A 24,280-nucleotide genomic window follows, 5' to 3' on the forward strand; every position below is an offset into this window, starting at 1 on the left:
GGCCGCGGGCGTCGTCCTCTCGCGGGCGCAGCGCGAGGCGGAGGCGGCGGTGGGCGTGGCGTGGCTCGGCGCCGCCTACGCCGCCGTCGCCGGATTCATGCTCGCCCCCGAGGCCAGCGGCGAGGCGCTGCTCGCCGAGCCCCTCGCCTACGCCGGAGCCGGTGCCGCCCTCGCGGGCGCCATCGGCCTCGTGGGGCTCGGTGCCGGGCGCACCCTGGTGTTCCCGCCGCTGGTGGTCGGCGTGCTCGCGCTGGGCGCGGGCCTCGTGGTGCGCGGCACCGACGCCGCGCCGGCCGACGTCCTCACCGTGCTGCTGGCGCTGGTGGTGATGGCCGGGAGCGTGTTCCCGTGGATCGCGCTCGGTGCCACCGGCACCCGCGTCGACCAGCTCTACACGCCCGCCGACATCACCGCCGACCCCGACGACATCGACCCCGACCGCGTCGCCTCCGACGCGCGCGTGGCCCACGAGATCCTGCTGGCGATCTCCGGCACCGTCGGGCTGCTGCTGGTGCTCGCCGCGCCTTTGGCGGTGAGCCTCGGTGTGGCCGGCACCCTGCTGGCGGTCGACGCCTGCCTGATCGTGATGCTGCGCACCCGCCAGTACCGCACCGGCAGCGAGGTGCTGTTGGGGCTGGCCTCCGGCATCGCCGGCCTGGTGGCCGCTGCCGTGGCGGTCCTCGCGTTGCACCCCGATTGGCGCCCGGCCCTGGCCGGCGTGCTGGCCGCCGGCGGCGCCCTGGTGCTCGCAGCCACCCTCACCCCGGCCGTGCCGTCGGTGCGTCGCGGTCGCTTCGGCGACCTGCTCGAGTCGACGGCGCTGCTGGCGCTCCTGCCGCTCGTGGTGCTGGCCGTCGGCCTGTTCTCTGCGGTGCGCGAGGCGGTCTCCTAGTGGCCACCAAGAAGGACCTCGTCGAGGCCTACTCGTTCAACCGTCGGCGCCTCGTCACCGCCTTCGTCTCCGGCGCGCCGGGTGGTCGCGAGGTCGAGCCGGCCCGCCCGGGGCGCATGATCGTCGGCGGTGCTGCGCTCGCGGTGCTGCTGGTGGCTGGTGCGGCTATCGCCGGGGCGCTCACCCGCTCGGCCCCGGTGAGCTTCGACCAGCCGGCCCTGGTCACCGACGACCGCGGCGCGCTCTACGTGATCCTCGACAAGAACGACTCGCCGGGCGAGCCGACGCTGCGCCCGGTCATCAACGTCACCTCCGCGCAGCTCATCCTCGGCTCGGAGGAGTCCGCCCGCCGCGTGCGCGACAAGGATCTGGCCCGGCCGAAGGGGCCCGCCATCGGCATCCTCGACGCCCCGGCCACCGTGCCCGCCGCCGACCAGCTCATCAACAGCGGCTGGACGTCGTGCACCGGCGCCGGGCAGGGGCTGCACACGGTGGTCCAGACCTCCCCGGCCGTCGACGCCGTCGACCGGCGGGCGTTCCTCGCCACCTCGGCGAGCACCGGCCGCACCTACGTGATCGCCGAGACCTCCGCGCCGGGCCGCCCGCGGGCGGCCTACCGCTACGAGGCGCCGGCGGGCAACGACGCGCTGCTCTCAGCCGTCGCCGACGCCACTCGGCAGGACGCCGTCACGGTGCCCGACGCGTGGCTGGCGCTGATCCCCGAGGGCGGCCCGCTCGATGCTCGGGGGCTCGGTATCGCCGGCCTCGGCCGCCCGGCCGGGCTCCCCGGCTACGCGGGGGCGCTCGTGGGCGACCTCGTCGAGCGTGACGGCCGCAGCTTCGCGATCACGTCCTCGGGCCTGGTGCGGCTCTCGCCGTTCGCCGACCGGGTGCTGCGCTCCACCTCGCTCGGGCCGCGGCTGCCCGAGGTGCTCACGCCGGCCGCGGGCGCGCCCTTCGACACGGTCGGTGAGACCTACGCGAGCGCACAGTGGCCCGACGAGGTCCCGCGAGGCACGGTGGACGACGGTTCCGAGCTGTGCGCGGTGCTCGACACCGGGCGCGACGAGGCGCCGTCGGTGCATCTCGCGCTCGCGCGCGACGGCAGCGACCTGGCCGAGTCGGTCGCCGCCGGCACCAGTCCCGTCGAGGTCGCCTCCGGCCGAGGTGCGCTCGTGCGGGTCGGCGGCTTCGATTCCGCCAGCGCACGGTCGGTCTACCTCGTCGACGAGCGTGGCCGCACCTACCCGCTGGCCGGCAAGCAGGAGCTCACCAACCTCGGCTACGCCGACGTGCCGCCGGTCGTCGTCCCCGACACGTGGAACCGGCTCTTCGCCCCCGGCCCGGAGCTCTCGCAGTCGGCCGCGCTGTGCCCGCCCGGATCCACGCAGGGCGCCCAGGGCGCCGACGGGGCCGCGGGCGGAACGTGCTCGTGAGGCCGCGCTCCCACCGCATCGCCCCGCGCCGCGCCACCCTGCTCCTCGCGCTCGGTCTCGCCGCGGCCGGCACCACGGCTGTGCCCACAGCTCCCGCCCGCGCCGCGGACGGCCTCGACTGCAGCCAGGTCGGGGTCGACGCCGAGCGGCGCCCGGTCACCGCCCCCGACGGCACCGACGACGCCGCCGCGGCGCTGGGCGTGCCCGCCGCCGATGCGATCCTGCAGCGCGCGGGGGTGCGTCGTCCGGGGGCGGGGGTCACGGTGGTGGTGGTCGACACCCCCTCGCCGTCGTTGAAGGCGGGCGTCACCGGCAGCGACGTCAGCCCCCACGGCCTCGTGCTGTCCTCGATCGTGGCCGGGCCCGACCAGCCCAAGCCGAGGGTGGCCGGTGGCATCGCGCCGGGGGCGCGCGTCGTCCAGCGACCCTTCTACGACGTGCCGCGCGGCGAGGGCGGCCAAGGGCGCATCGAGCCCTCGGCGGCCAACCTGGCCCTGCAGCTCGACGCCGTGGCCACCCAGAAGAAGCGCGGCCGCCTCGGCAAGCGCACGATCGTGCTCACGGCCGCGGAGGTGCCGCGCAGCGCAGCGCTCGCGCGCGCCGTGGAGCGTGTGGTCGACGCCGGGGCGCTCGTCGTCGCGGCCGGCGGCGACCGTCCCCCGGCGCAGGGCGACGCCGCAGGATCGGGCGCCACCGGGGGCGACGACGGCGACCTCCTGTCGCGCTTCTCCGGCGAGTCGGCACGACCCGGCGAGGACGCCGGCCCCGTCGTCTGGCCGGCGGCCGACGCGGGCGTACTCACGGTGGGCCTCACCAGCGTCGGCACCGCCGTCGGGCTGCGCAGCTCGGCGATCGACCTCGGTGCCCCCGGCGCGGGCTCGGTCGCGCGGGCGCTCAACGGCGGGTGGTGCGTCGTCCAGACGCCGTCGTCGCACTGGGCGGCCGCGCAGGTCGCCGGGGTCGCCGCTCTGGTGTGGCCGGCGCGCCCCGACGCCGACGCCGCGGCGCGGCGTCGCCGGCTCGAGGCCACGGCGGCGGGCAGCGCCGGCTCCAGCAGCCGCTCCTTCGGGTTCGGCGAGGTGCAGGCGGTGGCCGCCCTCACCCGCGCAGACGACGAGCTCTCGCCGCCGCGCCAGCAGCGCGAGGTCGTGCCGCGCGCCGTCGCGCCGCGGCCCCGGGTCGATCGCCTCGCCGGCGTGCGCGACGACGCCGTCTGGTGGGGCCTCGGCGGCGGTGCCGCGCTCGTCGTCCTGCTGGTGCTGCGCCCGGTGCTCGCGCGTCGGCGCACCCGCTGAGATCCTGGGGCGGTGACCTCGAACCTCGTCTCCGCCCGCAACCTCCGCTTCCTGCTGCACGAGTGGCTCGACGCCGCCGAGCTGACGCGGCGCGAGCGCTACGCCGACCACGCGCCCGAGGACTTCGACGCCCTGCTCGAGCTGAGCGAGCAGCTGGCCAGCGAGCACTTCGCGCCGCACTACCGGGCCAGCGACGAGCAGGAGCCGCAGTTCGACGGCACCGACGTGCACGTGCTGCCGGCCATCGGCGAAGCGCTGCGCCGCTACGCCGAGGCCGACCTGTTCGCGCTGGGGGCACCGGCCGAGCACGGCGGCCTGCAGGTGCCCTCCACGGTGGCGACCGCGGCGTCGATGTGGTTCAGCGCGGCCAACATCGGCACCCTCTGCTACGCCTTCCTCACCCAGGCCAACGCCAGCCTGCTGATGACCCACGCCGCACCCAAGCTCGTGGAGCGCTTCGTGCCGCCCATGCTCGAGGGCCGCTGGTTCGGCACGATGGCGCTCTCGGAGCCGCAGGCCGGCAGCTCGCTCGGCGACGTCACCACCCGGGCGGTGCCGCAGTCCGACGGCACGTACCGGATCTTCGGCAACAAGATGTGGGTCTCGGCCGGCGACCACGACCTCAGCGACAACATCGTGCACCTGGTGCTGGCCAAGCTGCCCGACGCACCGGCGGGCACCAAGGGCATCTCGCTGTTCGTGGTGCCCAAGTTCCTCGTCGCGGACGACGGCTCCCTCGGCGAGCGCAACGACGTCACCATCGCGGGCATCAACCACAAGCTCGGCTCGCGCGGCACGGTCAACACCGCGCCCGTGTTCGGCGACGGCACCTTCACCCCGGGCGGGGAGCCGGGCGCGATCGGCCACCTCGTGGGCGAGCCCGGCCGCGGCCTGAACTACATGTTCCACATGATGAACGCCGCCCGCCTCGGCGTGGGCGCGGCGGCCACGGGCACGGCGTCCGCGGCCTACCTGAAGTCGCTCGACTACGCCCGCCAGCGCCCCCAGGGCCGCCCCCTCGGCGTGCCCGCCACCGAGCCGCAGGTGCCGATCATCGAGCACACCGACGTGCGCCGCATGCTGCTGGCGCAGAAGGCCTACGTGGAGGGTGCGCTCGCTCTGGTTCTCTACTGCGCCCGGCTGCTGGACGACGAGGTGAGCCTCGCCGACGAGGCGGCGCGCGCGGAGGCGGCGACCCTGCTCGGCGTCCTCACCCCGATCGTGAAGTCGTGGCCCTCGCAGTGGGGGCAGGAGAGCACGTCGCTGGCCATCCAGGTGCTCGGCGGCGCGGGCTACACCCGCGACTACGACGTCGAGCAGCACTGGCGCGATCAGCGGCTCAACCCGATCCACGAGGGCACCCACGGCATCCAGGCCCTCGACCTGCTCGGCCGCAAGGTCCTCGCCGACGGCGGTGCCGGGCTCATGCTGCTCGCCGGCCGCATCGAGGCCACGATCGCCCGTGCCCGCGAGGTCGGCGGTCGCGCGACGGTGCACGCCGACGCCCTGAAGGCCCGCCTCGACCGGGTAGGTGAGGTGACGCTCGGCCTGGTCGGCCTCGGCACCCCGGAGAAGATGACCGCCAACGCCACGACCTACCTCGAGGCCGCCGGGCACCTGGTGGTGGCCTGGCTGTGGCTCGAGCAGGAGGTCGTCGCCGGCGCGCAGGAGGGCGACTTCTACGACGGCAAGCGGCAGGCGGCGGAGTTCTTCTTCGTCTCCGAGCTGCCCCGCATCGACCCCATGCTCGACCTCCTCGCCGCCGGCGACCTCACGTCGCTGGAGATGCGCGACGCCTGGTTCTGAGGGTCGGCTGCGGCGCCGCAGTCGCCCGGCGCCGGTGCAGGAATCGCCGGTCGACCGGGGCGATTCCTGCACTGGGCACGCGTTGCAACGCGTGCCAAGTGCCAGGAACGCGTGCCAAGTGCGGGCTAGCAGAGCCGGACGACGCCCGCTCAGGCCCGCGGGTCGACGAGGATCTTGGCGTGGCGCTCGGGATCGCCGAGGTCGGCGAAGGCCTTCGCCAGCCCGTCGAGGCCGACGGTGCCGGTGTGCAGCGGGCGCGGGTCGACCCTGCCGGAGGCGAGCAGGTGCAGCACGTGCGCGAACTCCTCGGGGTCGTAGCCGAACACGTAGCGGATCTCGACCTCCTTGTTGAGGGCGAGGGCGGTGCGCACGGTGTCGGGCTGCATGCACACGCCCACGCCGATCACGCGGGTCATCAGCGGCACGCGCGCGAAGATCTCGTCGAGCACCCCGGGCACGCCGACGCACTCGAAGACGACCGGTCCGGTGGGGGTGGCGCCGAGCGAGTCGCCCAGTCGCATGAGCCGGCCCCACGGCAGCAGCGGCACCGACCGCAGGCGGCCGATGGTGGTGATGCCGAAGCTGGCGTACGCGGTGATCGAGGCGACCGGACCGGGCAGCTCGTAGGCCTCCCACGGCGAGGTCTCGCGAGGGTCGACCACCACCGTGGCCCCGCAGGCGCGGGCGAGCTCGCGACGGGTGGGGGAGTAGTCGGAGGCCACGATCGTGCGCACGCCGGAGGCCTTGAGCATGAGGATGATCGCCAGGCCGATCGGGCCGCAGCCGATCACCACCGCGGGCCGACCCTTCGCGATCTCTGCGCGACGCACGGCGTGCCAGGCCACGGCGAGGGGTTCGGTGAAGGCGGCCACGTCGTCGTCCACGCCGGCGGGGACGTCGAAGGCGAACGCCTCCTGCACCACGACGTACTCGGCGAAGGCGCCGGGGGAGTGCTCGTCGAAGCCGACCATGTGTACGTCGTCGCCGTGACGCACGATCGGCAGCGCCACGATGCGGGTGCCGGGCTTCCAGCGCCGCCGGGTGCGCGGGCCGTAGGCCACCACCTCGCCGACGAACTCGTGGCCGAGGACGACGTCCTGCGCGGGCTGCATGATGCCGGGGTAGCCGAGGTCGTCGCCGAGGGCGGCGAGCTCGTCGGTGTGCTGTCGGGCGTGGAGGTCGGAGCCGCAGATGCCCGCGCGCACCACGCGCAACAGCAGCTGGCCGGGGCCGGGCTCGGGGCGCGCCACCTCCTGCACGCTGAAGGCGCCCTCGCGGACGACGGCCGCGCGCATCGTGCCCGCGCCGGTGCTGGTGCCGGTGGTTCCGGTGCCGGTGGTCACAGGTGACTCCCCTCGTCGCGCTGCTGCGCTAGCGTGGCGCGGCTGCCGCGCGACTGTAGCAACGGTGGCGGCCGATGAGGCGCCCTCCCGAAAGGTCCCACCATGGTCGAGCAGTCCGCCGTCGGCACACCGTCGCGCACCGTCACCACCGCCGACGGGCTCGCGCTCGCGGTCTACGAGGAGGGCCCGGCCGACGCGCCGGTCGTCGTCCTCGTGCACGGCTACCCCGACAACCACCGGGTCTGGGACGGCGTGGCGGGCGATCTCGCCGCCGACCTGCGCGTCGTCCGCTACGACGTGCGGGGCTCGGGCAACTCGCAGGTGCCCGCCTCGCGCGCCGGCTACCGCATGGAGCGCCTGGTCGACGACCTCGGCCGCGTGATCGACGCCGTGAGCCCTGACGCGCCGGTGCACCTGGTGGCCCACGACTGGGGTTCGATCCAGTGCTGGGACGCCCTGCCCGACGACAGCCTCGGCGACCGGATCCGCTCCTACACCAGCCTGTCGGGTCCCTCGCTCGACCACGCGGGGGTGTGGTTGCGCGACCTGCGCCGCGGCCCGCTCCCGCGCCTCAAGCAGCTCGCGGCCTCCTACTACATCTACCTCTTCCTCACCCCCGGCCTGCCCGAGCTGGCCGCCCGCCGGGGCATCATCGACCGGCTCGTCGAGCACTCCGAGTCCATCGCCCGCCCGGACGACGCCCCCGCCGGCGCCGCCGTGGCACGCGGCGAGAAGGAGACCGTCAACGGCATCGAGCTCTACCGGGCCAACGTGCCCGGCCGTCTCTTCCGGCCGAACCCGCCGCGGGTGAGCCTGCCCGTGCAGGTGCTGGTGGCCGACCGCGACGTCCACGTGTCGCCGGCGCTGGCGGCCGGGGCGCCCGCGGCGTTCGTCGACGACCTCACGGTCGAGCACCTCGAGGGCAACCACTGGGTGCTCGCGCAGCGGCCCGCGGTGGTCGCGGGGTTGGTGCGGGGGTTCGTGCAGCGCACGGCGACGGCCGGCTGAGCCGCTCGCGACGCGGAGACGACGAAGCCCCCGGCGCGCGCACGCGCCGGGGGCTTCGAGGACCTGCTCCTATGGCGGAGGTAGGGGGATTCGAACCCCCGAGGGCTGTTAACCCAACCCGCTTTCCAAGCGAGCGCCATAGGCCACTAGGCGATACCTCCGCGGAGGAGGCTACCGGTCGGCGTCCGGTGGCGGGAAATCGCCCTGGGCGGGCGGACGCCTGCGCCTGCGACGCCGGGTGGATGCCCGCAGGTCCCCCGCCGTTCGGCCTGGCGCGCGGCGTCGTCTAGAGTTCGGGGCAACCCCTCGTGCGGCGATACCTCACCCAACTCCCCCAGGGCCGGAAGGCAGCAAGGGTAAGTGGGCTCTGTCGGGTGCGCGAGGGGCCTTTCCTTTTTCCACAGGCTCCCCAGCACGCGGCGTCGACGAGGTCCACCGCGAGGCTCCATGTGTCGGCCGCCCTCGTTACTGTGCGGGTGTGGACTCCCCGCTCGCGCTCTACCGCCGCTACCGGCCCGAGACCTTCGCCGAGGTCATCGGTCAGGAGCACGTCACCGAGCCGCTGCGCGCCGCCCTCGCGGCCAACCGGGTCAACCACGCCTACCTGTTCTCCGGCCCGCGCGGGTGCGGCAAGACCACCAGCGCCCGCATCCTCGCCCGGGCCCTCAACTGCGAGCGCGCTCCCATCGCCGACCCGTGCGGCGAGTGCGAGAGCTGCCGCGACCTCGCCCGCAACGGCCCCGGCTCGATCGACGTCATCGAGATCGACGCCGCCTCCCACGGTGGTGTGGACGACGCCCGCGACCTGCGCGAGAAGGCCTTCTTCGCCCCGGTGAAGAGCCGCTACAAGGTCTACATCATCGACGAGGCGCACATGGTCACCACGCAGGGCTTCAACGCCCTGCTGAAGCTGGTCGAGGAGCCCCCTCCCCACCTGCGCTTCATCTTCGCCACCACCGAGCCCGAGAAGGTCATCCCGACCATCCGCTCGCGCACGCACCACTACCCGTTCCGCCTCATCCCGCCGCGACTGCTCAGCGGCTACCTCTCCGAGCTGTGCGAGCGCGAGGGCGTCACCATCGAGCCGGCCGCGCTGCCGCTCGTCGTCCGCGCGGGCGCGGGCTCGGCGCGCGACACCCTCTCGGTGCTCGACCAGCTGCTCGGCGGGTCCGGGGCCGAGGGCGTCACCTACGCCCTGGCCAGCGGCCTGCTCGGCTACACCCCCGACACCCTGCTGGACGACGTGGTCTCGGCGTTCGCGGCCGGCGACGGGTCCGCGGTGTTCGGTGTGGTCGACAAGGTGGTCGAGACCGGTCAGGATCCACGCCGCTTCACCGAGGACCTCCTGCGCCGCCTGCGCGACCTCGTCATCATCTCCGCGGTGCCCGACGCCCCGGCCTCCGGCCTGATCGACGTCGCCGGCGACCAGGCCGACCGGCTCGTCGCCCAGGCGGCTGCCTTCGGCCGCGCCGAGCTCACCCGGGCCGCCGACCTCGTGGCCGCCGGGCTCACCGACATGCGCGGCGCCACCGCGCCCCGCCTGCTGCTCGAGCTCATCTGCGCACGCATCCTGCTGCCCGGCGCCGACCACACCAGCGACGGTTTCGCTGCCCGCCTCGACCGCCTCGAGCGGCGCATCGCGATCGTCGGCACCACCTCCGCGGAGGCGGCGCCCGCCGCCACCCCGGTCGCGCCCGCCTCCGAGCGCCCCGCCCTCGCCCGTCACGAGAAGGCCGCCCCCGAGCGCGTCGAGGAGCCGCCGGTGGTGGCGTCCGCGCCCACGGCTCCCGCGCCCGCCCCTCCGACGTCCGCACCGCCGGCCGCGCCGGCCGCGCCGGCGGAGCGCGAGCCCCAGAGCCCTCCCACGGCGCCGGAATCGGCGCCTGCGCCCGCTCCGGCGGAGCCGGTTGCCCCGGTCCCGCCCGCGGCACCGCCCGTGCCGGCCATGGCGCCGGCCGCTCCCGAGCCGGTCGCCCCAGCGGCAGCGCCGGCCCCGGCGCCTGCCGCCTCCGCCCCGGCGGCCCCCGCGCCCGGCGGCGGACTGACGCTGGTCGACGTCCGGCGGCTCTGGCCGGCGGTGATCGATCGCGTGAAGTCGGTCAAGCGCGTCACCTGGATCCACCTGACCCAGAACTCCCAGGTGGTCGGCTTCGAGGGCGGCGTGCTGAGCCTCGGGTTCGCCGCCGACGGCCCGCGCCGCTCGTTCGAGACCGGCGGTCACGCCGACATCGTCGCGCAGGCGATCGTCGACGAGATCGGCGCGCAGGTGCGCATCGAGGCGATCATCGACCCGGGCGCGACCCCGGGCGCCGCGCCGCCCCCTGCGGCGCCTGCGGCACCGGCGGCGCCCGCGCCTGCGTCCGAGGCGTGGCCCACCACCGCCCGACCCGGCGGCGTGGACGCCGCACCTCCCGTCTCCTCGCCCCCGGCCGCGCCGAGTGCGCCCGCCCCCGCCGCGCCGGCGGCCCCCGGGCCCGCGGCGCCCGCCCGCGACGGCTGGGTGCCGCCGGACGAGCCCCCGCCCGACGACGCCCCGCCCTGGGACGTCGACGCCGGCCCCTCCGGATCGGCGGCCGCCTCGCTCGGCGCGCCGGCTCCGCCGACGCCGGCCCCCCGTCGTCCACGGGTGGCGGACCTGCAGGCCCAGGCGGCAGCGCACGTCGACGCGCCGCCCGACGACCCCGACGCCCACGTCGACATGGACGACGCCGAGGTCGACGCCGAGTCGAGCGCCGAGCTGCTCGCCCGTGAGCTGGGCGCGTCGGTGATCGAGGAGATCCCGCGCAGCTAGGCGTGCCCACCGCCACGGCACCATCGATCCCGCAGCATCCATCCAGTCAGCCCCGCCAGTTCCGCAGCCCGACCCCAGGAGACACCATGAGCCAGAACCCGTTCGACGCCCTCGGCGGTGCCCTCGGGGGCTTCGACATCGGCGCCCTGATGCAGCAGGCCCAGCAGATGCAGGCCGACCTCCAGGCCGCGCAGGAGCGCCTGGCGAACACCGTCGTCGACGGCACGGTCGCGGGCGGGCTGGTCACCGTGAGCGTCACCGGCGGCGGCGAGCTCACCAAGGTCGCCATCTCGCCCGAGGCGCTCGAGAGCACCGACGCCGAAGCGCTCGCCGAGCTCGGGGACCTCATCGTGGCCGCCGTGCGCGACGCCCGCGCCAAGGTCGACGCGATCGCCGAGGAGATGATCGGCCCCGTCACCGGCGGCCTCCCCGACATCCCCGGCATGCCGGGTCTCCCGGGCCAGGGCGGGCCGGGCGGCGCGGGCGGCTCCGGGCCGCTCGGCTTCGGGGCCCCCTGAGATGTACGAGGGCGTCGTCCAGGACCTCATCGACGAGCTCGGTCGGCTGCCCGGCGTGGGGCCCAAGAGCGCGCAGCGCATCGCCTTCCACCTGCTGCAGGCCGACCCGGTCGACGTCCGCCGCCTCGCCGACGTGCTCATCGAGGTCAAGAACAAGGTGAAGTTCTGCTCGATCTGCTTCAACGTCGCCGAGGACGACCAGTGCCGCATCTGCCGCGACCCGCGGCGCGACCCGGCCGTCATCTGCGTGGTCGAGGAGTACAAGGACGTCGTCGCGATCGAGCGCACCCGCGAGTTCCGCGGCCGCTACCACGTGCTCGGGGGCGCGATCTCGCCGATCGACGGCATCGGCCCCGACCAGCTGCACATCCGCGAGCTGCTCACCCGCCTCGGTGACGGGGCCGTCACCGAGGTCATCTTGGCCACCGACCCGAACCTCGAGGGTGAGGCCACCGCCACCTACCTCACCCGCCTGCTCGGCCCGCTGGGGTTGCGCGTCACGCGTTTGGCGAGTGGACTGCCGGTAGGCGGCGACCTCGAGTACGCCGACGAGGTCACCTTGGGCAGGGCATTCGTGGGAAGGCAGGCGGCGACATGAGTGGAGACGACACGGGGGTCCTCGATCCGTCCACCGGCGAGACGCTCGTCCCCGGTGAGCGTCGTCCCGGGTTGGAGGCGCTCGACGCGCTCCTGCAGGTCGAGGCGGAGACGGCCGCGCTGGCCGGCGACGTCGCGACCTCGGTGCGCACCTTCCTCGACGGGCTGCGCGCCGTCGCCCTCGAGGCCACCGGCGGCCAGGCGGTCTCGCTGCTGCTGCTGCAGATCAGCCAGATCGCGCTCACGGGCGCGCGGCTCGGCGTCCAGCGCGACTTCGCGCCGCGCGAGCAGTACCAGCCGGACGACGGCCCCGACCCCGATCTCGACGCGCTGCGGCTGCGCCTGGCCGGTCTGCTCGGCGGCGCCGACGCCTACACCTATGTCTTCGACCCCTACCAGCCCGAGCTCGTGGAGGGCCTGCTCTCCGACGACCTCGCCAGCATCGCCACCGACCTCGCCGTGGGCCTGCGTCACCACGACGCCGGGGAGGTCGAGGAGGCGCTGTGGTGGTGGCAGTTCTCCTACGTCTCCTCCTGGGGTGCGCTGGCCGGTGCCGCGATGAAGGCGCTGCTGTCGGTGGTGGCCCACGACCGCCTCGACGCCGACGCGCTCGACCCCACCGACCTCGACCCCACCGACATCGAGATCGAGCTCCTCGCCGCCGGCCTCGACCGGGCCGACGGGTAGACCCGCCTCGCCGGGTGGGACGACGCGAGCCGCGGCGGAGCGGCTCTCGTAGAATCGTGGTGGTCCACGGCGCGCGCTGCGGGCACGTCCCCTTCCCCTGAGCCAGGAGTTGAGCCCCCGTGGGCATCGTTGTGCAGAAGTACGGCGGCTCGTCGGTCGCCGACGCGGCCGGTGTCAAGCGCGTCGCCCAGCGCATCGTCGAGACGAAGAAGGCCGGCCACCAGGTCGTCGTCGTGGTCTCGGCGATGGGCGACACCACCGACGAGCTGATCGACCTCGCCAACGAGGTCTCGCCGCTGCCGCCTGCCCGCGAGCTCGACATGCTGCTCACCGCCGGCGAGCGCATCTCGATGGCGGTGCTCGCGATGGCCATCCAGAACCTCGGCCACGAGGCGCGCTCGTTCACCGGCTCGCAGGCCGGCGTCATCACCGACGCCGCGCACGGCAAGGCCAAGATCATCGACGTCACGCCGAGCCGCATCCAGGCCGCGATCGACGAGGGTGCGATCGCCATCGTCGCCGGCTTCCAGGGTGTCTCGCAGACCACGAAGGACATCACCACGCTCGGCCGCGGCGGATCCGACACCACCGCGGTGGCGCTCGCCGTCGCGCTCGGCGCCGACGTGTGCGAGATCTACTCCGACGTCGACGGCATCTTCACCGCCGACCCCCGCATCGAGCCGCGCGCCCGCAAGGTGCCGCGCATCTCCTACGAGGAGACGCTCGAGATGGCCGCGCAGGGCGCCAAGATCCTGCACCTGCGGTGCGTCGAGTACGCCCGCCGCTACGACATGCCCATCCACGTCCGCTCCTCCTTCTCCGCGAAGGAGGGCACCTGGGTCGTCAAGGCCGCAGATGTCGCGGACGTCGTCGCCAACGAGGGGAACACCATGGAAGCCGCCATCATCACCGGCGTCGCCCACGACCGCAGCCAGGCCAAGATCACCGTGGTCGGCGTCCCCGACAAGCCGGGCGAGGCGGCCGCGATCTTCCGCGCCGTGGCCGACACCCAGATCAACATCGACATGATCGTGCAGAACGTCTCGGCCGCGGCCACGAGCCTCACCGACATCTCCTTCACCCTCCCGCGCGGCGAGGGCCAGGTGGCCATGACGGCGCTCTCGCGCCTGCAGGAGTCGGTGGGCTTCGACAACCTTCTGTACGACGACAGCGTCGGCAAGGTCTCCATCGTCGGTGCCGGCATGAGCTCCTCGCCGGGCATCTCCGCGCGCTTCTTCGAGGCGCTCTCGGCCGCGGGCGTGAACATCGAGATGATCTCCACCTCCGAGATCCGCGTGTCGGTGGTCGTCGCCGAGGCCCAGGTGCAGGCGGCCGTCAACGCCGCCCACGCCGCCTTCGACCTCGGCTCCGACGAGACCGAGGCCGTGGTCTACGGCGGAACGGGGCGCTGAGCGATGGCGAAGATCAACATCGGCGTCGTCGGCGCCACCGGTCAGGTCGGCGTCGCGATGCGCCAGATCCTGCTCGAGCGCGACTTCCCCGTGGGCGACGTCCGCTTCTTCTCCTCCCCGCGCTCGGCCGGCACCGTGCTCGCCTTCGGTGACCGCGAGGTCGTCGTCGAGGACGCCGAGACCGCCGATCCCGCCGGCCTGGACGTCGCGCTGTTCTCCGCCGGCGCCACCGCCTCGCGCGCCCTGGTGCCCCGCTTCGTGGACGCCGGCGTGATCGTCGTCGACAACTCCTCGGCCTTCCGCAAGGATCCCGACATCCCGCTCGTCGTCTCCGAGGTCAACCCCGAGGCGGCAGCCGGCGTGATCGAGGCCGGGCGCGGCATCATCGCCAACCCCAACTGCACCACGATGGCCGCGATGCCGGTGCTCAAGCCCCTGCACGACGAGGCCGGTCTCGTCCGCCTCATCGCCTCCACCTACCAGGCCGTCTCCGGCTCCGGCATCGCCGGCGTGGAGGAGCTCGCCACCGGCATCGCCGCCGCCGGCGACAAGGCCCGTGAGCTGGCCTACGACGGCGAGGCCGTCGACTTCGGCGAGCCCGGCGTCTACCGCCGCACGATCGCGTACAACGTGCTGCCCTTCGCCGGCAACCTCGTCGACGACGGTCTCGAGGAGACCGACGAGGAGCAGAAGCTGCGCAACGAGTCGCGCAAGATCCTCGGTCTGCCCGACCTCCGCGTCTCCGGCCTGTGCGTGCGCGTGCCGGTGTTCACCGGTCACTCGCTGGCGATCAACGCCGAGTTCGAGCGTCCGCTCACCCCCGCCCGCGCCCGCGAGATCCTCGCCGACGCCCCCGGAGTGAGCCTCGTCGACATCCCCAACCCGCTGCTCGCCGCGGGCAAGGACCCCTCCTACGTCGGCCGGATCCGCCAGGACCCCGGCGTCGACGACGACCGCGGCCTCGCCCTGTTCATCTCCGGCGACAACCTCCGCAAGGGCGCGGCCCTCAACACCGTGCAGATCGCGGAACTCGTGGCCGCCGCTCGCTGAGGCCGCCGGCGGCGGATTCACCGGCCGGCCGGTGAAACTGGCACTGGGACGACGGAACTCCGTCGTCCCAGTGCCAGTTTTGTCGTCCCAGTCGCCGTGGACGCCGCGGGTACCGGCGTCCGGCTCAGCCCGTGCTCAGAGGTCGTCGGCGTCGACGAAGGTGTCGGTGACCCAGGCGGAGGCCATGTAGGACCCGACGCTGAGGGGCGGGATGAGAACGATCGCGACCCACGAGTCCAGCAGATCGATCAGGAAGAGCAGTGCGATCACGGCCACGATGCCGACCGCGAGGAAGCTGCTGCTGCCGGGATCGGGGATGGTGAAGACCTTCAGCAGCGCGCTCCCGAGCAGGACCGACAGGGCGAACGTCGCGACGAGGAGCAGGAAGCCGGGGCCGCCACCGCACGACGTCGTGCCGCGCACCGCCTCGCACCCGCGCAGCGACAGCCAGGTGAGCGCCACCATGGCCGCACCCACCACCAGGCCAGTGAGGGCGGCCGCGCGGTAGATGCTGAGCAGGGGCGCCTTCGGCTCAGCGGCGAGCGCCGCGATCTCGGCGTCCTCGAGCGCGGACGCATCCACCGGCTCGGGAACCACGTCGACCGGCGCGGGGCGCGGCTGGGTGGCTGCGGGCATCGTCAGTGTCGGCTCGTCCTCGCGAGCAGCCTCCGGCGCGAAGCGTGAAGGCTTCTGCTCTTCTGCGGCCGCAGTGGACGACGCGACGCTCGCTGCAGGCTTCACCGGGGCCGTCTCGACAGCCGGGGACGCAGGCTCCGCCGGCGCAGCCTGCTCCGTCGGGGCCGCAGGCGCTGCGGAGGCCGTGGGCGCTGCGGAGGCCGTGGGCGCCGCCTCCGCGACCGGGGCGGGTGAGGGCGCCTCGGCGGGCGGGGTGACGGAGGATCGGGCGACGGCTTCCGCCGGCTGCTCTGCGGCCGGCACCGGCTCCGGCCGGGCGGAAGGGGGCGTCGCCGCGTCGGGGGACGCGTCGTCCGCCTGCTGCGGGGAGGCACTCGTCGCCGGGGCCGAAGGTGCGGTGGCTGGCGGCCGGGGCGCCTCGGGCTCTGCGGGTGCCTGAGCGGTTCGCTCGGAGACGGGAGTCGGCTGGTCGGCGGTGGGTGCCGTCGTTGCTGGAGACGGCTCGGGCCGCTCGGCCGGTTCCGACCGCTCGGGCGGTGCTGAGGAGGCGGGCGGCGCGGAGGCGTCAGGGGAGCGTCGGGCCGGTCGCTGGGGAGCGGCGTCCTTCTTCTTGCGCCCGAACAGGCGCGGCGGCTCCAAGCTGAGCTTCAGCTTGTCCTGCTCGTCAGACATGAAAGGAAGTGTGACATGAGGCGAGCCCCCAACCGCGACGGCGGCGCCGCTGCTGGACGACGCCTCCGTGCGGCTGGTGAGCGGGTGGAGAAGCAAGAAGGCGGGTCACCGTGGTGACCCGCCTGCTGCACTGTCGGGCTGACAGGATTTGAACCTGCGGCCTCCTCGTCCCGAACGAGGCGCGCTACCAAGCTGCGCCACAGCCCGCCGCTCGACCGTCGGTGCGCGACCGACGATCCATCAGCGCTGGGAGCATAGCCGAGCCGGGCGACGCACCGGCAATCGGGGCAGCGCGGTGCAGGGCGTCGACCGAGCGAGGCTGGTGGTCCTCAGCCGCGCTCGCGGGGCACCAGCGTCAGCAGGGCGGCCTCCGGGCGGCACGCGACGCGGATGCGGACGTAGGGGTTCGTGCCGAGCCCGGCGCACACCTCGAGCCACGCCGAGCCCGGGTCGCCGGGGGAGGAGTCGGCCGGGTGCCGGTGCAGGCCGCGCGCGCGGGCCGGCTCGAGATCGCAGTTCGTGGCGAGCGCTCGCGATCCGCCGGGCCAGGGGAGCCGGACCTGGCCGCCGTGGGTGTGGCCGGCGAGGAGCAGGTCGTAGCCGTCGCCGGCGAGTTGGTCCAGCACCCGCAGGTACGGCGCGTGCGCAACGCCGATCCGCAGGTCGGCGTCCGCATCGGCCTGCCCCGCGACGGCGGCGAGGTCGTCGTAGCCCAGGTGCGGGTCGTCGAGGCCGGCGAACGCAAGCCGGAGGTCGCCGACGTCCAGGGGGCTGCGGGTGTTGGTGAGGTCGAGCCAGCCGGCGCCGGTGAGCCCCGCGGTGAGGTCGCGCCACGGCAGCTGCGGCTTGCTCACGTAGCGGTGCCCGCTGTCGGGCATCAGGTAGCGCAGCGGATTGCGCATGCCCGGCTCGAAGTAGTCGTTGGAGCCGTGCACGAAGGCGCCGGGGAGGTCGAGCAACGGTCCGAGAGCGTCGAGGACCGCCGGTACGGCCTCGCGGTGGGCCAGGTTGTCGCCGGTGTCGATCACCAGGTCGGGCTCGAGAGCGGCCAGGGATCGCACCCACTGCTGCTTGCGGCGCTGCCCCGGCGTCATGTGGAGGTCGGTCAGGTGGAGCACCCGCAGGGGGCGGTGGCCGGGCGGCAGCACGGGCACCTCGAAGCGGCGCAGCGTGTAGGCCCGGGCCTCAGCCGCGGCGTAGCCGGTCAGCGCCAAGCCAGCGCCCACGGCACCGCCCGCAGCCAGCGCCGCTCCTCGCAGCAAACCCATTCGACACTCCCCACATCGCGACGGGCAGAATCGTGCCATGAGCACCCTCAAGGACCGTCTGCGCAGCGACCTCACCACCGCCATGAAGGCGCGGGACGACGTCCGCTCCTCGACCCTGCGGATGATCCTGACCGCGGTCACCAACGCCGAGGTCGCGGGCAAGGTCGCCAAGGAGCTCACCGACGATGAGGTGCTCACCGTCCTCTCCTCCGAGGCCAAGAAGCGGCGCGAGGCCGCGGTGGCCTTCGAGGAGGGCGACCGCCCTGAGAGCGCCGCGAAGGAGCGCGCCGAGGCGGCGGTCATCCAGGACTACCTCCCCGCCCAGCTTAGCCCCGAGGAGATCGCCGACGTCGTCTCGGCCGCGGTGGAGAAGCTCGGGGTGGCGGGCGCGGGACCGCAGGCCATGGGCAAGGTGATGGGCGTCGTCACGCCGCAGGTCAAGGGCCGCGCGGACGGCGCTGCGGTGGCCGCCGAGGTGCGCCGCCAGCTGGCCTGAGCCGACGGGGCCGCGGTGTCCGTCTCGGGCGGCACGGCGCTGGCACACCTGGCGCCGTCGCGACCGGTCGCGGTGCTGATGTGGTTGCTGGGCGCGCTCGTCCTCCCCGTCCCGTTCGTGATCGCGACGATGAGCTCGCGCTGACGACTCAAACGGATCTTCTGGTCGAGGATCCCGAGGCGGCCTCAGCCTCGGCCGTTGCCGTTCCCGCCGGCATTGCTGGTGCGGCCGGCATTGCCGTTTCCTCGACCGTTGCCGGGCGCAGCGGGGCTGGCGTCGCCCGCGGGCGCAGGAGCGCCGGCGTTGCGCGCGCGCCCGGTCGAGCCGCTGGAGATCTGCAAGGTGACGGTGTCGCCCGGCGCGAGCTGTGCGCCGGCCTGCGGGAAGGTGGTGGCCACGAGGCCGCGGCGGTAGCGGGAGTCGACGACGCGACCGATGTTGACCTCGAAGCCGAGGTCCTCGAGGTCGGCGCGGGCGTCGTCCACGCTCTTGCCGGCGACCGAGGGCACCGCGGTGACGAGGCCCTGGACGTCGACCGAGGACGGCCGCGTGAAGTCGTCGTCGGGGAGGAACTGCGCGATCGCCTTGAAGGTGTCGCCCCAGATCGGGCCCGCGGTGGTGGAGCCGGAGGTCGTGCCCCGCACGAAGCCGCCGATGGACTTGCCGTCGAGGGTGACCTGGTTGCCGTTCTTCGCGATACCGGCGACCACGGCGGCACCCGCGAGGTTCGGGGTGTAGCCCGAGAACCACACGGCCTTGTTCTCCGAGATGGTTCCGGTCTTGCCGGCGGCGGGCTGGCCCGGGTTCAGCGCCGCGCCGAACCCGCCGGGGGCGACGACGCCACGCAGGACGTCGTTGACGGCGTCGGCGACCGGACCGGAGAGGACCTGGCGGCACGACTTGGGGTACTTCTTCAGCACCGTGCCCTGGGCGTCCTCGATGCTCAGCACGGGCCGGGCATCGCAGTGCAGGCCGCGACCGGCGAAGGTGGCGTACGCGCCGGCCATGTCGAGCGGGCTGACGTCCTTGACGCCGAGGGTGAAGGAGGGGCGCTGGTCGTCCTTGGTGAGCACCGTGATGCCCATCTGTCGGGCCAGCTTCCACGGCTCACACAGGCCCGTCTCCTTCTCGAGGTTGACGAAGAAGGTGTTGACCGACTTCTGCGTGCCCTCGTAGAGGTTGGGGTTGCGCGAGGAACTCGTGGAGTTCTTCGGCGTCCAGACCTCGGTGCTGGGGTAGTTGCCGTCGCAGGTGGTGAAGTCGCCGAGGAAGAACCGGCCCGGGCTGGGCGCCGGGAAGGTGCGGGTGAGCGGGATGTCCTGCTTGATCGCCGCGGCGAGCACGAACGCCTTGAAGGTGGAGCCGGCCTGGAACCCCGCGGCGTCGCCGTACTGGCGCGGCACGGTGTAGTTGAGGAAGGTCTCGCCCTTGCCCTTGCCCATGGGACGCGACTGCGCGAGCGCCTTCACCTCGCCGGTGCGCGGCTCGACGAGAGCGATCGCGCCGACGGCCTGGTCGTCCTTAAAGACCTGGCCGGCCACGGCGTCCTGGGCCCCACGCTGGAAGCGCAGGTCGAGCGTGGTGTTGATGGTGAGGCCGCCGGAGAACAGCAGCCGGGTGCGGTCCTCGACCGTCTCGCCGAGGGCAGGGTCGGTCTCGAGCCAGCGCACCACGTAGTCGCAGAAGAACTGTGCCGAGGAGCTCACGCAGCCGTTGGAGGTCTCCTGCACCTTGAGGCCGAGTCGGCGAGCCTTCACCTCGGCGGCCTCAGCGGGCGTGATGACGCTGAGCTGCGCCATCCGCTCGAGGACGACGTTGCGCCGCACCTTGGCACGCTGCGGGTTGCGCGTGGGGTTGTAGGCCTCGGGGCTCTGGACGAGGCCGGCGAGCAGCGAGGCCTGGCGCAGGTCGAGGTCCTTGGCGTTGACGCTGAAGTAGTGCTGCGCGGCGGCCTGAACGCCGTAGGCGCCGTCGCCGAAGTAGGCGGTGTTGAGGTAGCGCTCGAGGATCCAGTCCTTCGAGTGTCGCTTCTCGAGCGCGATCGCGTAGCGCAGCTCGCGCAGCTTGCGCCCGTAGGTGTCGTCGATGGCGGCCTTGCGCTCCTCGGCGGTGTCGGCCTGGTTGAGCAGCGTGAGCTTCACCAGTTGCTGGGTGATCGAGGAGCCACCCTGGACGACGCCCGAGGCGGCCTGGTTGGTGAACAGCGCGCGCAGCGTGCCCTTCGGGTCGAGCGCGCCGTGCTGGTAGAAGCGGTAGTCCTCGATGGCCACGATCGCCTCGACCATCGTGCGCGAGATCTGGCGCAGCGGGACGTACACGCGGTTCTGGTCGTAGAGGGTCGCGATGACCTTGCCGCCGGCGTCCTTGATCTCGGTGCGCTGCGGGAGCGCCTCGGTCTCGAGCTCCTGCGGCAGCTCGTCCACCGTGTCGGCCACATTGCGGGCGCCGAAGCCCAGCACGCCCGCGAACGGGATGGCGAGGCCGGACACGACGACGCCGAGCACCACCGAGACGATGAGCATCACGCCCAGGTGGGAGGCGATCTTGCGCGGCGGGAGTCGGTCGGACCGGGTGCTGGCCATGGGCTCAGGGTACGGGAGGGTCCCGATCCTTCCCGCCTTCGCGAGCCGACCCTGCGCACCGGTCACGACCGTATCCTGAGAGCCGCCTGAGACCACGCTGAGCGGGCGGGTGCGTCGTCCACGATGGGGTGGAGGTCGGATCGGGCGCGGTGGTGGCCACAGGGGCGGCGCCACCCGTCGGGACCAGTCCCAGGGACCGGTGATAGTCACGAGTGACTACCCAGGTTGGGTCTGATGAGCGATGTTGAAGGTTCACAGACTCCTTTAAGTTTTACCTACGACCGGATCCGAAGCGCTGTGGGGGTGCTGACCGGTCGTTGTGGGAATCATCAGGGGACCATCCATGTGGGTTGACGACTGGGCACCGCGCGCTGCGTGCCGCGACCAGGCTCCGGACCAGCTGTTCGTCCGAGGCGCCGAGCAGAACAAGGCGAAGCAGGTGTGCTCGGGGTGCCCCGTGCGCACCGAGTGCCTCGCCGAGGCGCTGGACAACCAGATCGAGTGGGGTGTCTGGGGCGGCATGACCGAGCGCGAGCGCCGTGCGCTGCTGCGCCGTCGTCCCGACGCCTCCTGGCGCAAGGTGCTCGAGGACGCCCGCGAGCGCGGCGGCGTCGTCAACGCCTGAGGTTCGGCCTCACCCTTCCGCCCTCACCCGGGCGATGCTGGTCGCGGTCGTCGCGATGTGCCTCCAGCGCCTGTGAGGCGCGCCTGGCCTGACGTCGGTCGCCGGACTGGGACGACGTTTCTGGCGCTTGGACGACGGAGTTCCGTCGTCCAAGTGCCGGATTCACCGGCCGGCCGGTGAATCCGCCCCCGGCCCGCCCGCCGCACCCCGGGCGATCAACTCGCCCACGCGGCGCAGGCCGCCGAGGTCGTGGACGTCGCCGGCGAGGGCGGGGATGACGGCGGTGGCGACCTGCGGGTGGGCGGCGGCGAAGCGCTCGCGCAGCACGCGCTCGCGCTCGACCAGGCGGACGTGGTCGGCGTGCAGGCGGAGCAGCCCGGCGGTGACCTGCGGCCCTGTCGCACCATCGGCAGCACCCGCCGCGCCGCCCTCGGCATCGGCGCTGGCGCCGGCCGCGCGCAGGCGCTCGGCCGCCGCGGCCGACTCGTCGGCCGACAGCGTGCCGCGCGGCTCGGGGGTGGCGCGGTTGATGACGAGGCCGGCGAGCGGCATGGCGTCCTCGCTGAGGCGCTCGACGAAGTAGGCGGCCTCGCGCAGGGCGTCGGGCTCGGGGGCGGCGATGACGAGGAACGCGGTGCCGTCGTCCTTGAGCAGCGAGTAGGTCTGCTGCGCGCGCTGGCGGAAACCGCCGAAGACGGTGTCGAGGGCGGCGACGAAGGTCTGGAGGTCCTTGAGGAACTGCGCCCCGAGGATCTTGGTGAGGGCGTTGGTGATGATGCCGAAGCCGGCGGTCATCAACTTCGCCGGGCCGCGGGCCGGGGCGAGCAGCAGGCGCACGAACTTGCCGTCGAGGAAGCTCGAGAGACGCTCGGGGGCGTCGAGGAAGTCGAGCGCCGAGCGCGACGGCGGGGTGTCGACCACCACGAGGTCGTAGGTGCCGGCCTCGCGGGCGTCGCGGTGGATCTGCCCGAGCTTCTCCATCGCCATGTACTCCTGCGTGCCCGCGAACGAGCTGGAGAGTGCGACGTAGAAGGGGTTGGCCAGGATCTGCTCGGCCTTCTCCGGGCTGGCCTGGGCGAGCACCACCTCGTCGAAGGTGCGCTTCATGTCGAGCATCATGGCGTCGAGGGAGCCGCTGCCGCCCGCGATGCCCGGCACGGGCCGCGGGGTGTTGTCGAGCTTCTCGATGCCCATCGACTGCGCCAGGCGCCGCGCCGGGTCGATCGTGAGGACAACGACCTTGCGCCCGCGCTCGGCCGCGCGCAGCGCCAGGGCTGCGCTGGTCGTGGTCTTGCCAACGCCGCCCGAGCCGCAGCACACGATGATGCTGGTGCCGGGGTCGTCGAGGAGGGCGTCGACGTCGAGGGCGCCGGCGCGCTGCGAGACCGGGCTCGCGGGGCCGACGCGGGAGGAACGCTGGGTGCTGCTGCGGGCCATGCTCACGCCATCCCAAGGTCTCGGAGGTGCCCGGCGAGCTCGTAGAGGGCGCCGATGTCGACGCCTCCCGCCAGCCGGGGGAGTTCGTAGGTGGGGACGCCGATGCGGGCCACCAGGTCGCGCTGGGAGTCCTCCAGCGCGCGCCGTTCGGCGTGGTCGGCGGCCTCCTCGAGCAGGCCGTCGACGAGGCCGTCGGCCACCGTCACGCCCGCTCCCACCAGATCGCGCTCCAGCGCCTCGCGGTCGAGCGTGCCCGCCCGCGCCGCGGCCAGCGCGTCGGCGGGAAGGTCCTGCGGGCGCACCAGGTTGACCACCACGCCGCCGACGGGCAGCCCGATCGAGCGCAGCTCGGCGATGCCGTCGGCCGTCTCCTGCACCGGCATCTCCTCGAGCACCGTCACGAGGTGCACGGCGGTGAGCGGCGACTTGAAGACCTTCATCATCGTCTCGGACTGCGACTTCATCGGCCCGACCTTCGCCAGCCCGGCCAGCTCGTTGCTGACGTTGAGGAACTGCGCGATCCGGCCGGTGGGCGGCGCGTCGAGCACCACGGCGTCGTAGTCGATCGCTCCCTTGTTGCGGCTGTTGCGCTGCACGGCCTCGTAGACCTTGCCGGTGAGCAGCACGTCGCGCACGCCGGGGGCGATGGTGGTGGCGAACTCGATGACGCCGAAGCGGTCGAGGGCCCGGCCGGCGCGGCCGAGGCGGTAGTAGAGGGCGAGGTACTCCAGCAGCGCGGCCTCGGCGTCGATGTGCAGCGCGTGGACGACGCCCCGGCCGCCGCCGTCCTCGGGCAGGCCCGTGGTGAGGCGACGCTCCTCGTACGGCAGGGGGTCGACGTCGAACATCCGCGCGATGCCCTGGCGTCCCTCGACCTCGCACAGCAGCACGTTGCGACCCTCGCGCGCCAGCGCCAGCGCCAGGGCGGCGGCGACGGTCGACTTGCCGGTGCCGCCCTTGCCGGTGACCACATGCAGACGCACCTTCGACCAGTCGCTCACATCGCGGAGCCTAGCGAGGAGGTCCGCACGCGGTGGGCGGTTCCGGGGGCACGCGTGTGAGCGTGGGTACCGGGCGGCATGAGTCGCACCGAGCGCGTCGTCCACTGCCCGCCCGAGCACGTGTTCGCCGTCCTGGCTGATGGTTGGACCTACGCCACCTGGGTGGTGGGGGCCGCCCGCATCCGGGCCGTGGACGACGGGTGGCCGGCTGTCGGCGCCTCGATCCACCACTCCGTCGGCGGCTGGCCCCTGCTGCTCAGCGACACCACGCAGGTCGAGCAGGTGGAGCAGGCCGACACCGGGGCGCGGCTGCAGCTGAAGGTCCGCGCGTGGCCCACCGGTGCCGGCCGGGTGCGGCTCACGTTGACGCCGATCCCGGACGCCGGCGGCACCGGAGGTGTCGGCACGCGCGTGACGATGGAGGAGGACGCCGTCGCCGGGCCCGCGCGCATGGTGCCTCGCCTGGTGCGCGACCCGATGCTGCACGCCCGCAACGTCGAGGCGCTGCGGCGGTTGGCGCTGCTCGCCGAGGGGCGCGGAGGAGCGGCTGAGTAGGGTGCCTGCATGACCAAGTGGGAGTACCAGGTGGCGCCCGTCCTCAACCACGTCGCGGCGCAGATCCTCAACAACTTCGGCCAGGACGGCTGGGAGCTCGTGACCCTCATCCCCGGCCAGGGCGGCAACGACATCGCCTACTTCAAGCGGCCCGTCGGCTCCGAGGGCTGAGC

At 73.6% G+C, this 24,280-nt stretch carries 21 protein-coding genes, 2 tRNA genes, 1 other RNA gene and 1 pseudogene; 17 read left to right on the forward strand and 8 right to left on the reverse strand.

The genetic code is table 11. The features are described from left to right. From ACERUN_RS16605 to ACERUN_RS16620, 4 genes and pseudogenes are all read left to right on the forward strand, one after another. Positions 1–892 (forward strand): annotated as a pseudogene (locus tag ACERUN_RS16605) (type VII secretion integral membrane protein EccD); the annotation flags it as partial. Next, positions 892–2,328, forward strand: coding sequence for a type VII secretion protein EccB (gene eccB, locus ACERUN_RS16610; RefSeq protein ID WP_370291153.1), 1,437 nt, complete (start codon positions 892–894; stop codon positions 2,326–2,328). The pseudogene ACERUN_RS16605 and the gene eccB, both read left to right, overlap by 1 nt. After that, complete coding sequence (locus ACERUN_RS16615) at positions 2,325–3,623, forward strand: S8 family serine peptidase (protein WP_370291154.1); 1,299 nt, start codon at positions 2,325–2,327, stop codon at positions 3,621–3,623. The genes eccB and ACERUN_RS16615 overlap by 4 nt, the downstream gene beginning before the upstream one ends. Before the next feature lie 12 nt (positions 3,624–3,635). Further along, positions 3,636–5,429, forward strand: coding sequence for an acyl-CoA dehydrogenase (locus ACERUN_RS16620; RefSeq protein ID WP_370291155.1), 1,794 nt, complete (start codon positions 3,636–3,638; stop codon positions 5,427–5,429). A 149-nt stretch (positions 5,430–5,578) separates the two neighbouring features. Here the strand turns inward: ACERUN_RS16620 and ACERUN_RS16625 are convergent, their stop codons facing one another. Continuing rightward, positions 5,579–6,772, reverse strand: coding sequence for a zinc-binding dehydrogenase (locus ACERUN_RS16625; RefSeq protein WP_370291156.1), 1,194 nt, complete (start codon positions 6,770–6,772; stop codon positions 5,579–5,581). A 102-nt stretch (positions 6,773–6,874) separates the two neighbouring features. On the opposite strand from ACERUN_RS16625, the gene ACERUN_RS16630 reads away from it, so the two are divergent. Further along, on the forward strand, positions 6,875–7,780 hold the full coding sequence (locus tag ACERUN_RS16630) for an alpha/beta fold hydrolase (RefSeq protein WP_370291157.1): 906 nt from the start codon (positions 6,875–6,877) through the stop codon (positions 7,778–7,780). A gap of 72 nt (positions 7,781–7,852) precedes the next feature. Here ACERUN_RS16630 and ACERUN_RS16635 read toward each other — a convergent pair. Next, positions 7,853–7,941, reverse strand: a tRNA-Ser gene (locus ACERUN_RS16635). A 139-nt stretch (positions 7,942–8,080) separates the two neighbouring features. Between ACERUN_RS16635 and ffs the strand changes: the two genes are divergently transcribed. The 7 genes from ffs (at position 8,081) to ACERUN_RS16670 (ending at position 14,835) form a co-directional block, all read left to right on the forward strand. Further along, positions 8,081–8,171: signal recognition particle sRNA small type (gene ffs / locus ACERUN_RS16640), an RNA gene on the forward strand. Between the two features lie 87 nt (positions 8,172–8,258). Further along, positions 8,259–10,571 carry a DNA polymerase III subunit gamma and tau gene (locus tag ACERUN_RS16645; RefSeq protein ID WP_370291158.1) on the forward strand — a complete coding sequence of 771 codons (2,313 nt, stop codon included), beginning with the start codon at positions 8,259–8,261 and terminating at the stop codon, positions 10,569–10,571. Between the two features lie 86 nt (positions 10,572–10,657). Beyond that, positions 10,658–11,089: a YbaB/EbfC family nucleoid-associated protein gene (locus ACERUN_RS16650; RefSeq protein ID WP_370291159.1), complete on the forward strand. Its 432-nt coding sequence runs from the start codon at positions 10,658–10,660 to the stop codon at positions 11,087–11,089. A 1-nt stretch (position 11,090) separates the two neighbouring features. After that, complete coding sequence (gene recR / locus ACERUN_RS16655; protein ID WP_370291160.1) at positions 11,091–11,687, forward strand: recombination mediator RecR; 597 nt, start codon at positions 11,091–11,093, stop codon at positions 11,685–11,687. Then, positions 11,684–12,373 carry a DUF5063 domain-containing protein gene (locus tag ACERUN_RS16660; protein WP_370291161.1) on the forward strand — a complete coding sequence of 230 codons (690 nt, stop codon included), beginning with the start codon at positions 11,684–11,686 and terminating at the stop codon, positions 12,371–12,373. Before recR ends, ACERUN_RS16660 begins: the two co-directional genes overlap by 4 nt. Positions 12,374–12,492: 119 nt before the next feature. Continuing rightward, positions 12,493–13,785, forward strand: coding sequence for an aspartate kinase (locus ACERUN_RS16665; protein ID WP_370291162.1), 1,293 nt, complete (start codon positions 12,493–12,495; stop codon positions 13,783–13,785). 3 nt (positions 13,786–13,788) lie between these two features. Further along, on the forward strand, positions 13,789–14,835 hold the full coding sequence (locus ACERUN_RS16670; RefSeq protein WP_370291163.1) for an aspartate-semialdehyde dehydrogenase: 1,047 nt from the start codon (positions 13,789–13,791) through the stop codon (positions 14,833–14,835). A 135-nt stretch (positions 14,836–14,970) separates the two neighbouring features. Here ACERUN_RS16670 and ACERUN_RS16675 read toward each other — a convergent pair whose 3' ends face one another. The 3 genes from ACERUN_RS16675 to ACERUN_RS16685 all read right to left on the reverse strand — a co-directional run bounded on the left by ACERUN_RS16675 (position 14,971) and on the right by ACERUN_RS16685 (position 17,411). Further along, positions 14,971–15,576, reverse strand: coding sequence for a hypothetical protein (locus ACERUN_RS16675; protein ID WP_370291164.1), 606 nt, complete (start codon positions 15,574–15,576; stop codon positions 14,971–14,973). A gap of 700 nt (positions 15,577–16,276) precedes the next feature. Next, positions 16,277–16,350, reverse strand: a tRNA-Pro gene (locus ACERUN_RS16680). A 122-nt stretch (positions 16,351–16,472) separates the two neighbouring features. Next, positions 16,473–17,411, reverse strand: coding sequence for a metallophosphoesterase (locus tag ACERUN_RS16685; protein WP_370291165.1), 939 nt, complete (start codon positions 17,409–17,411; stop codon positions 16,473–16,475). A gap of 37 nt (positions 17,412–17,448) precedes the next feature. Between ACERUN_RS16685 and ACERUN_RS16690 the strand changes: the two genes are divergently transcribed. Further along, positions 17,449–17,907 (forward strand): GatB/YqeY domain-containing protein, encoded by a 459-nt coding sequence (locus tag ACERUN_RS16690; RefSeq protein ID WP_370291166.1) that lies wholly within the window; start codon positions 17,449–17,451, stop codon positions 17,905–17,907. Positions 17,908–17,922: 15 nt separating this feature from the next. Then, positions 17,923–18,051, forward strand: a complete 129-nt coding sequence (locus ACERUN_RS16695; protein ID WP_370291167.1) for a hypothetical protein — start codon at positions 17,923–17,925, stop codon at positions 18,049–18,051. A 41-nt stretch (positions 18,052–18,092) separates the two neighbouring features. On the opposite strand, the gene ACERUN_RS16700 is transcribed toward ACERUN_RS16695, so the two are convergent. Next, complete coding sequence (locus ACERUN_RS16700; RefSeq protein ID WP_370291168.1) at positions 18,093–20,489, reverse strand: transglycosylase domain-containing protein; 2,397 nt, start codon at positions 20,487–20,489, stop codon at positions 18,093–18,095. A gap of 343 nt (positions 20,490–20,832) precedes the next feature. Here ACERUN_RS16700 and ACERUN_RS16705 point away from each other — a divergent pair, with 343 nt between their 5' ends. Then, a complete protein-coding gene (locus ACERUN_RS16705; RefSeq protein WP_370291169.1) occupies positions 20,833–21,114 on the forward strand; it encodes a WhiB family transcriptional regulator in 282 nt (93 codons plus the stop codon). Positions 21,115–21,276: 162 nt separating this feature from the next. Here ACERUN_RS16705 and ACERUN_RS16710 read toward each other — a convergent pair whose 3' ends face one another. Continuing rightward, positions 21,277–22,551, reverse strand: a complete 1,275-nt coding sequence (locus ACERUN_RS16710; protein WP_370291170.1) for an ArsA family ATPase — start codon at positions 22,549–22,551, stop codon at positions 21,277–21,279. Positions 22,552–22,553: 2 nt separating this feature from the next. Beyond that, entirely contained in the window at positions 22,554–23,552 is a 999-nt protein-coding gene (locus ACERUN_RS16715; RefSeq protein ID WP_370291171.1) for an ArsA-related P-loop ATPase, read from the reverse strand. Positions 23,553–23,630: 78 nt separating this feature from the next. Between ACERUN_RS16715 and ACERUN_RS16720 the strand changes: the two genes are divergently transcribed. Next, positions 23,631–24,107: an SRPBCC family protein gene (locus tag ACERUN_RS16720; RefSeq protein WP_370291172.1), complete on the forward strand. Its 477-nt coding sequence runs from the start codon at positions 23,631–23,633 to the stop codon at positions 24,105–24,107. A gap of 9 nt (positions 24,108–24,116) precedes the next feature. After that, complete coding sequence (locus ACERUN_RS16725; protein ID WP_370291173.1) at positions 24,117–24,278, forward strand: hypothetical protein; 162 nt, start codon at positions 24,117–24,119, stop codon at positions 24,276–24,278. The last annotated feature ends 2 nt before the right edge of the window (positions 24,279–24,280 follow it).

It is taken from the genome of Nocardioides sp. (genome assembly GCF_964229035.1).
Lineage (GTDB): Bacteria > Actinomycetota > Actinomycetes > Propionibacteriales > Nocardioidaceae > Nocardioides.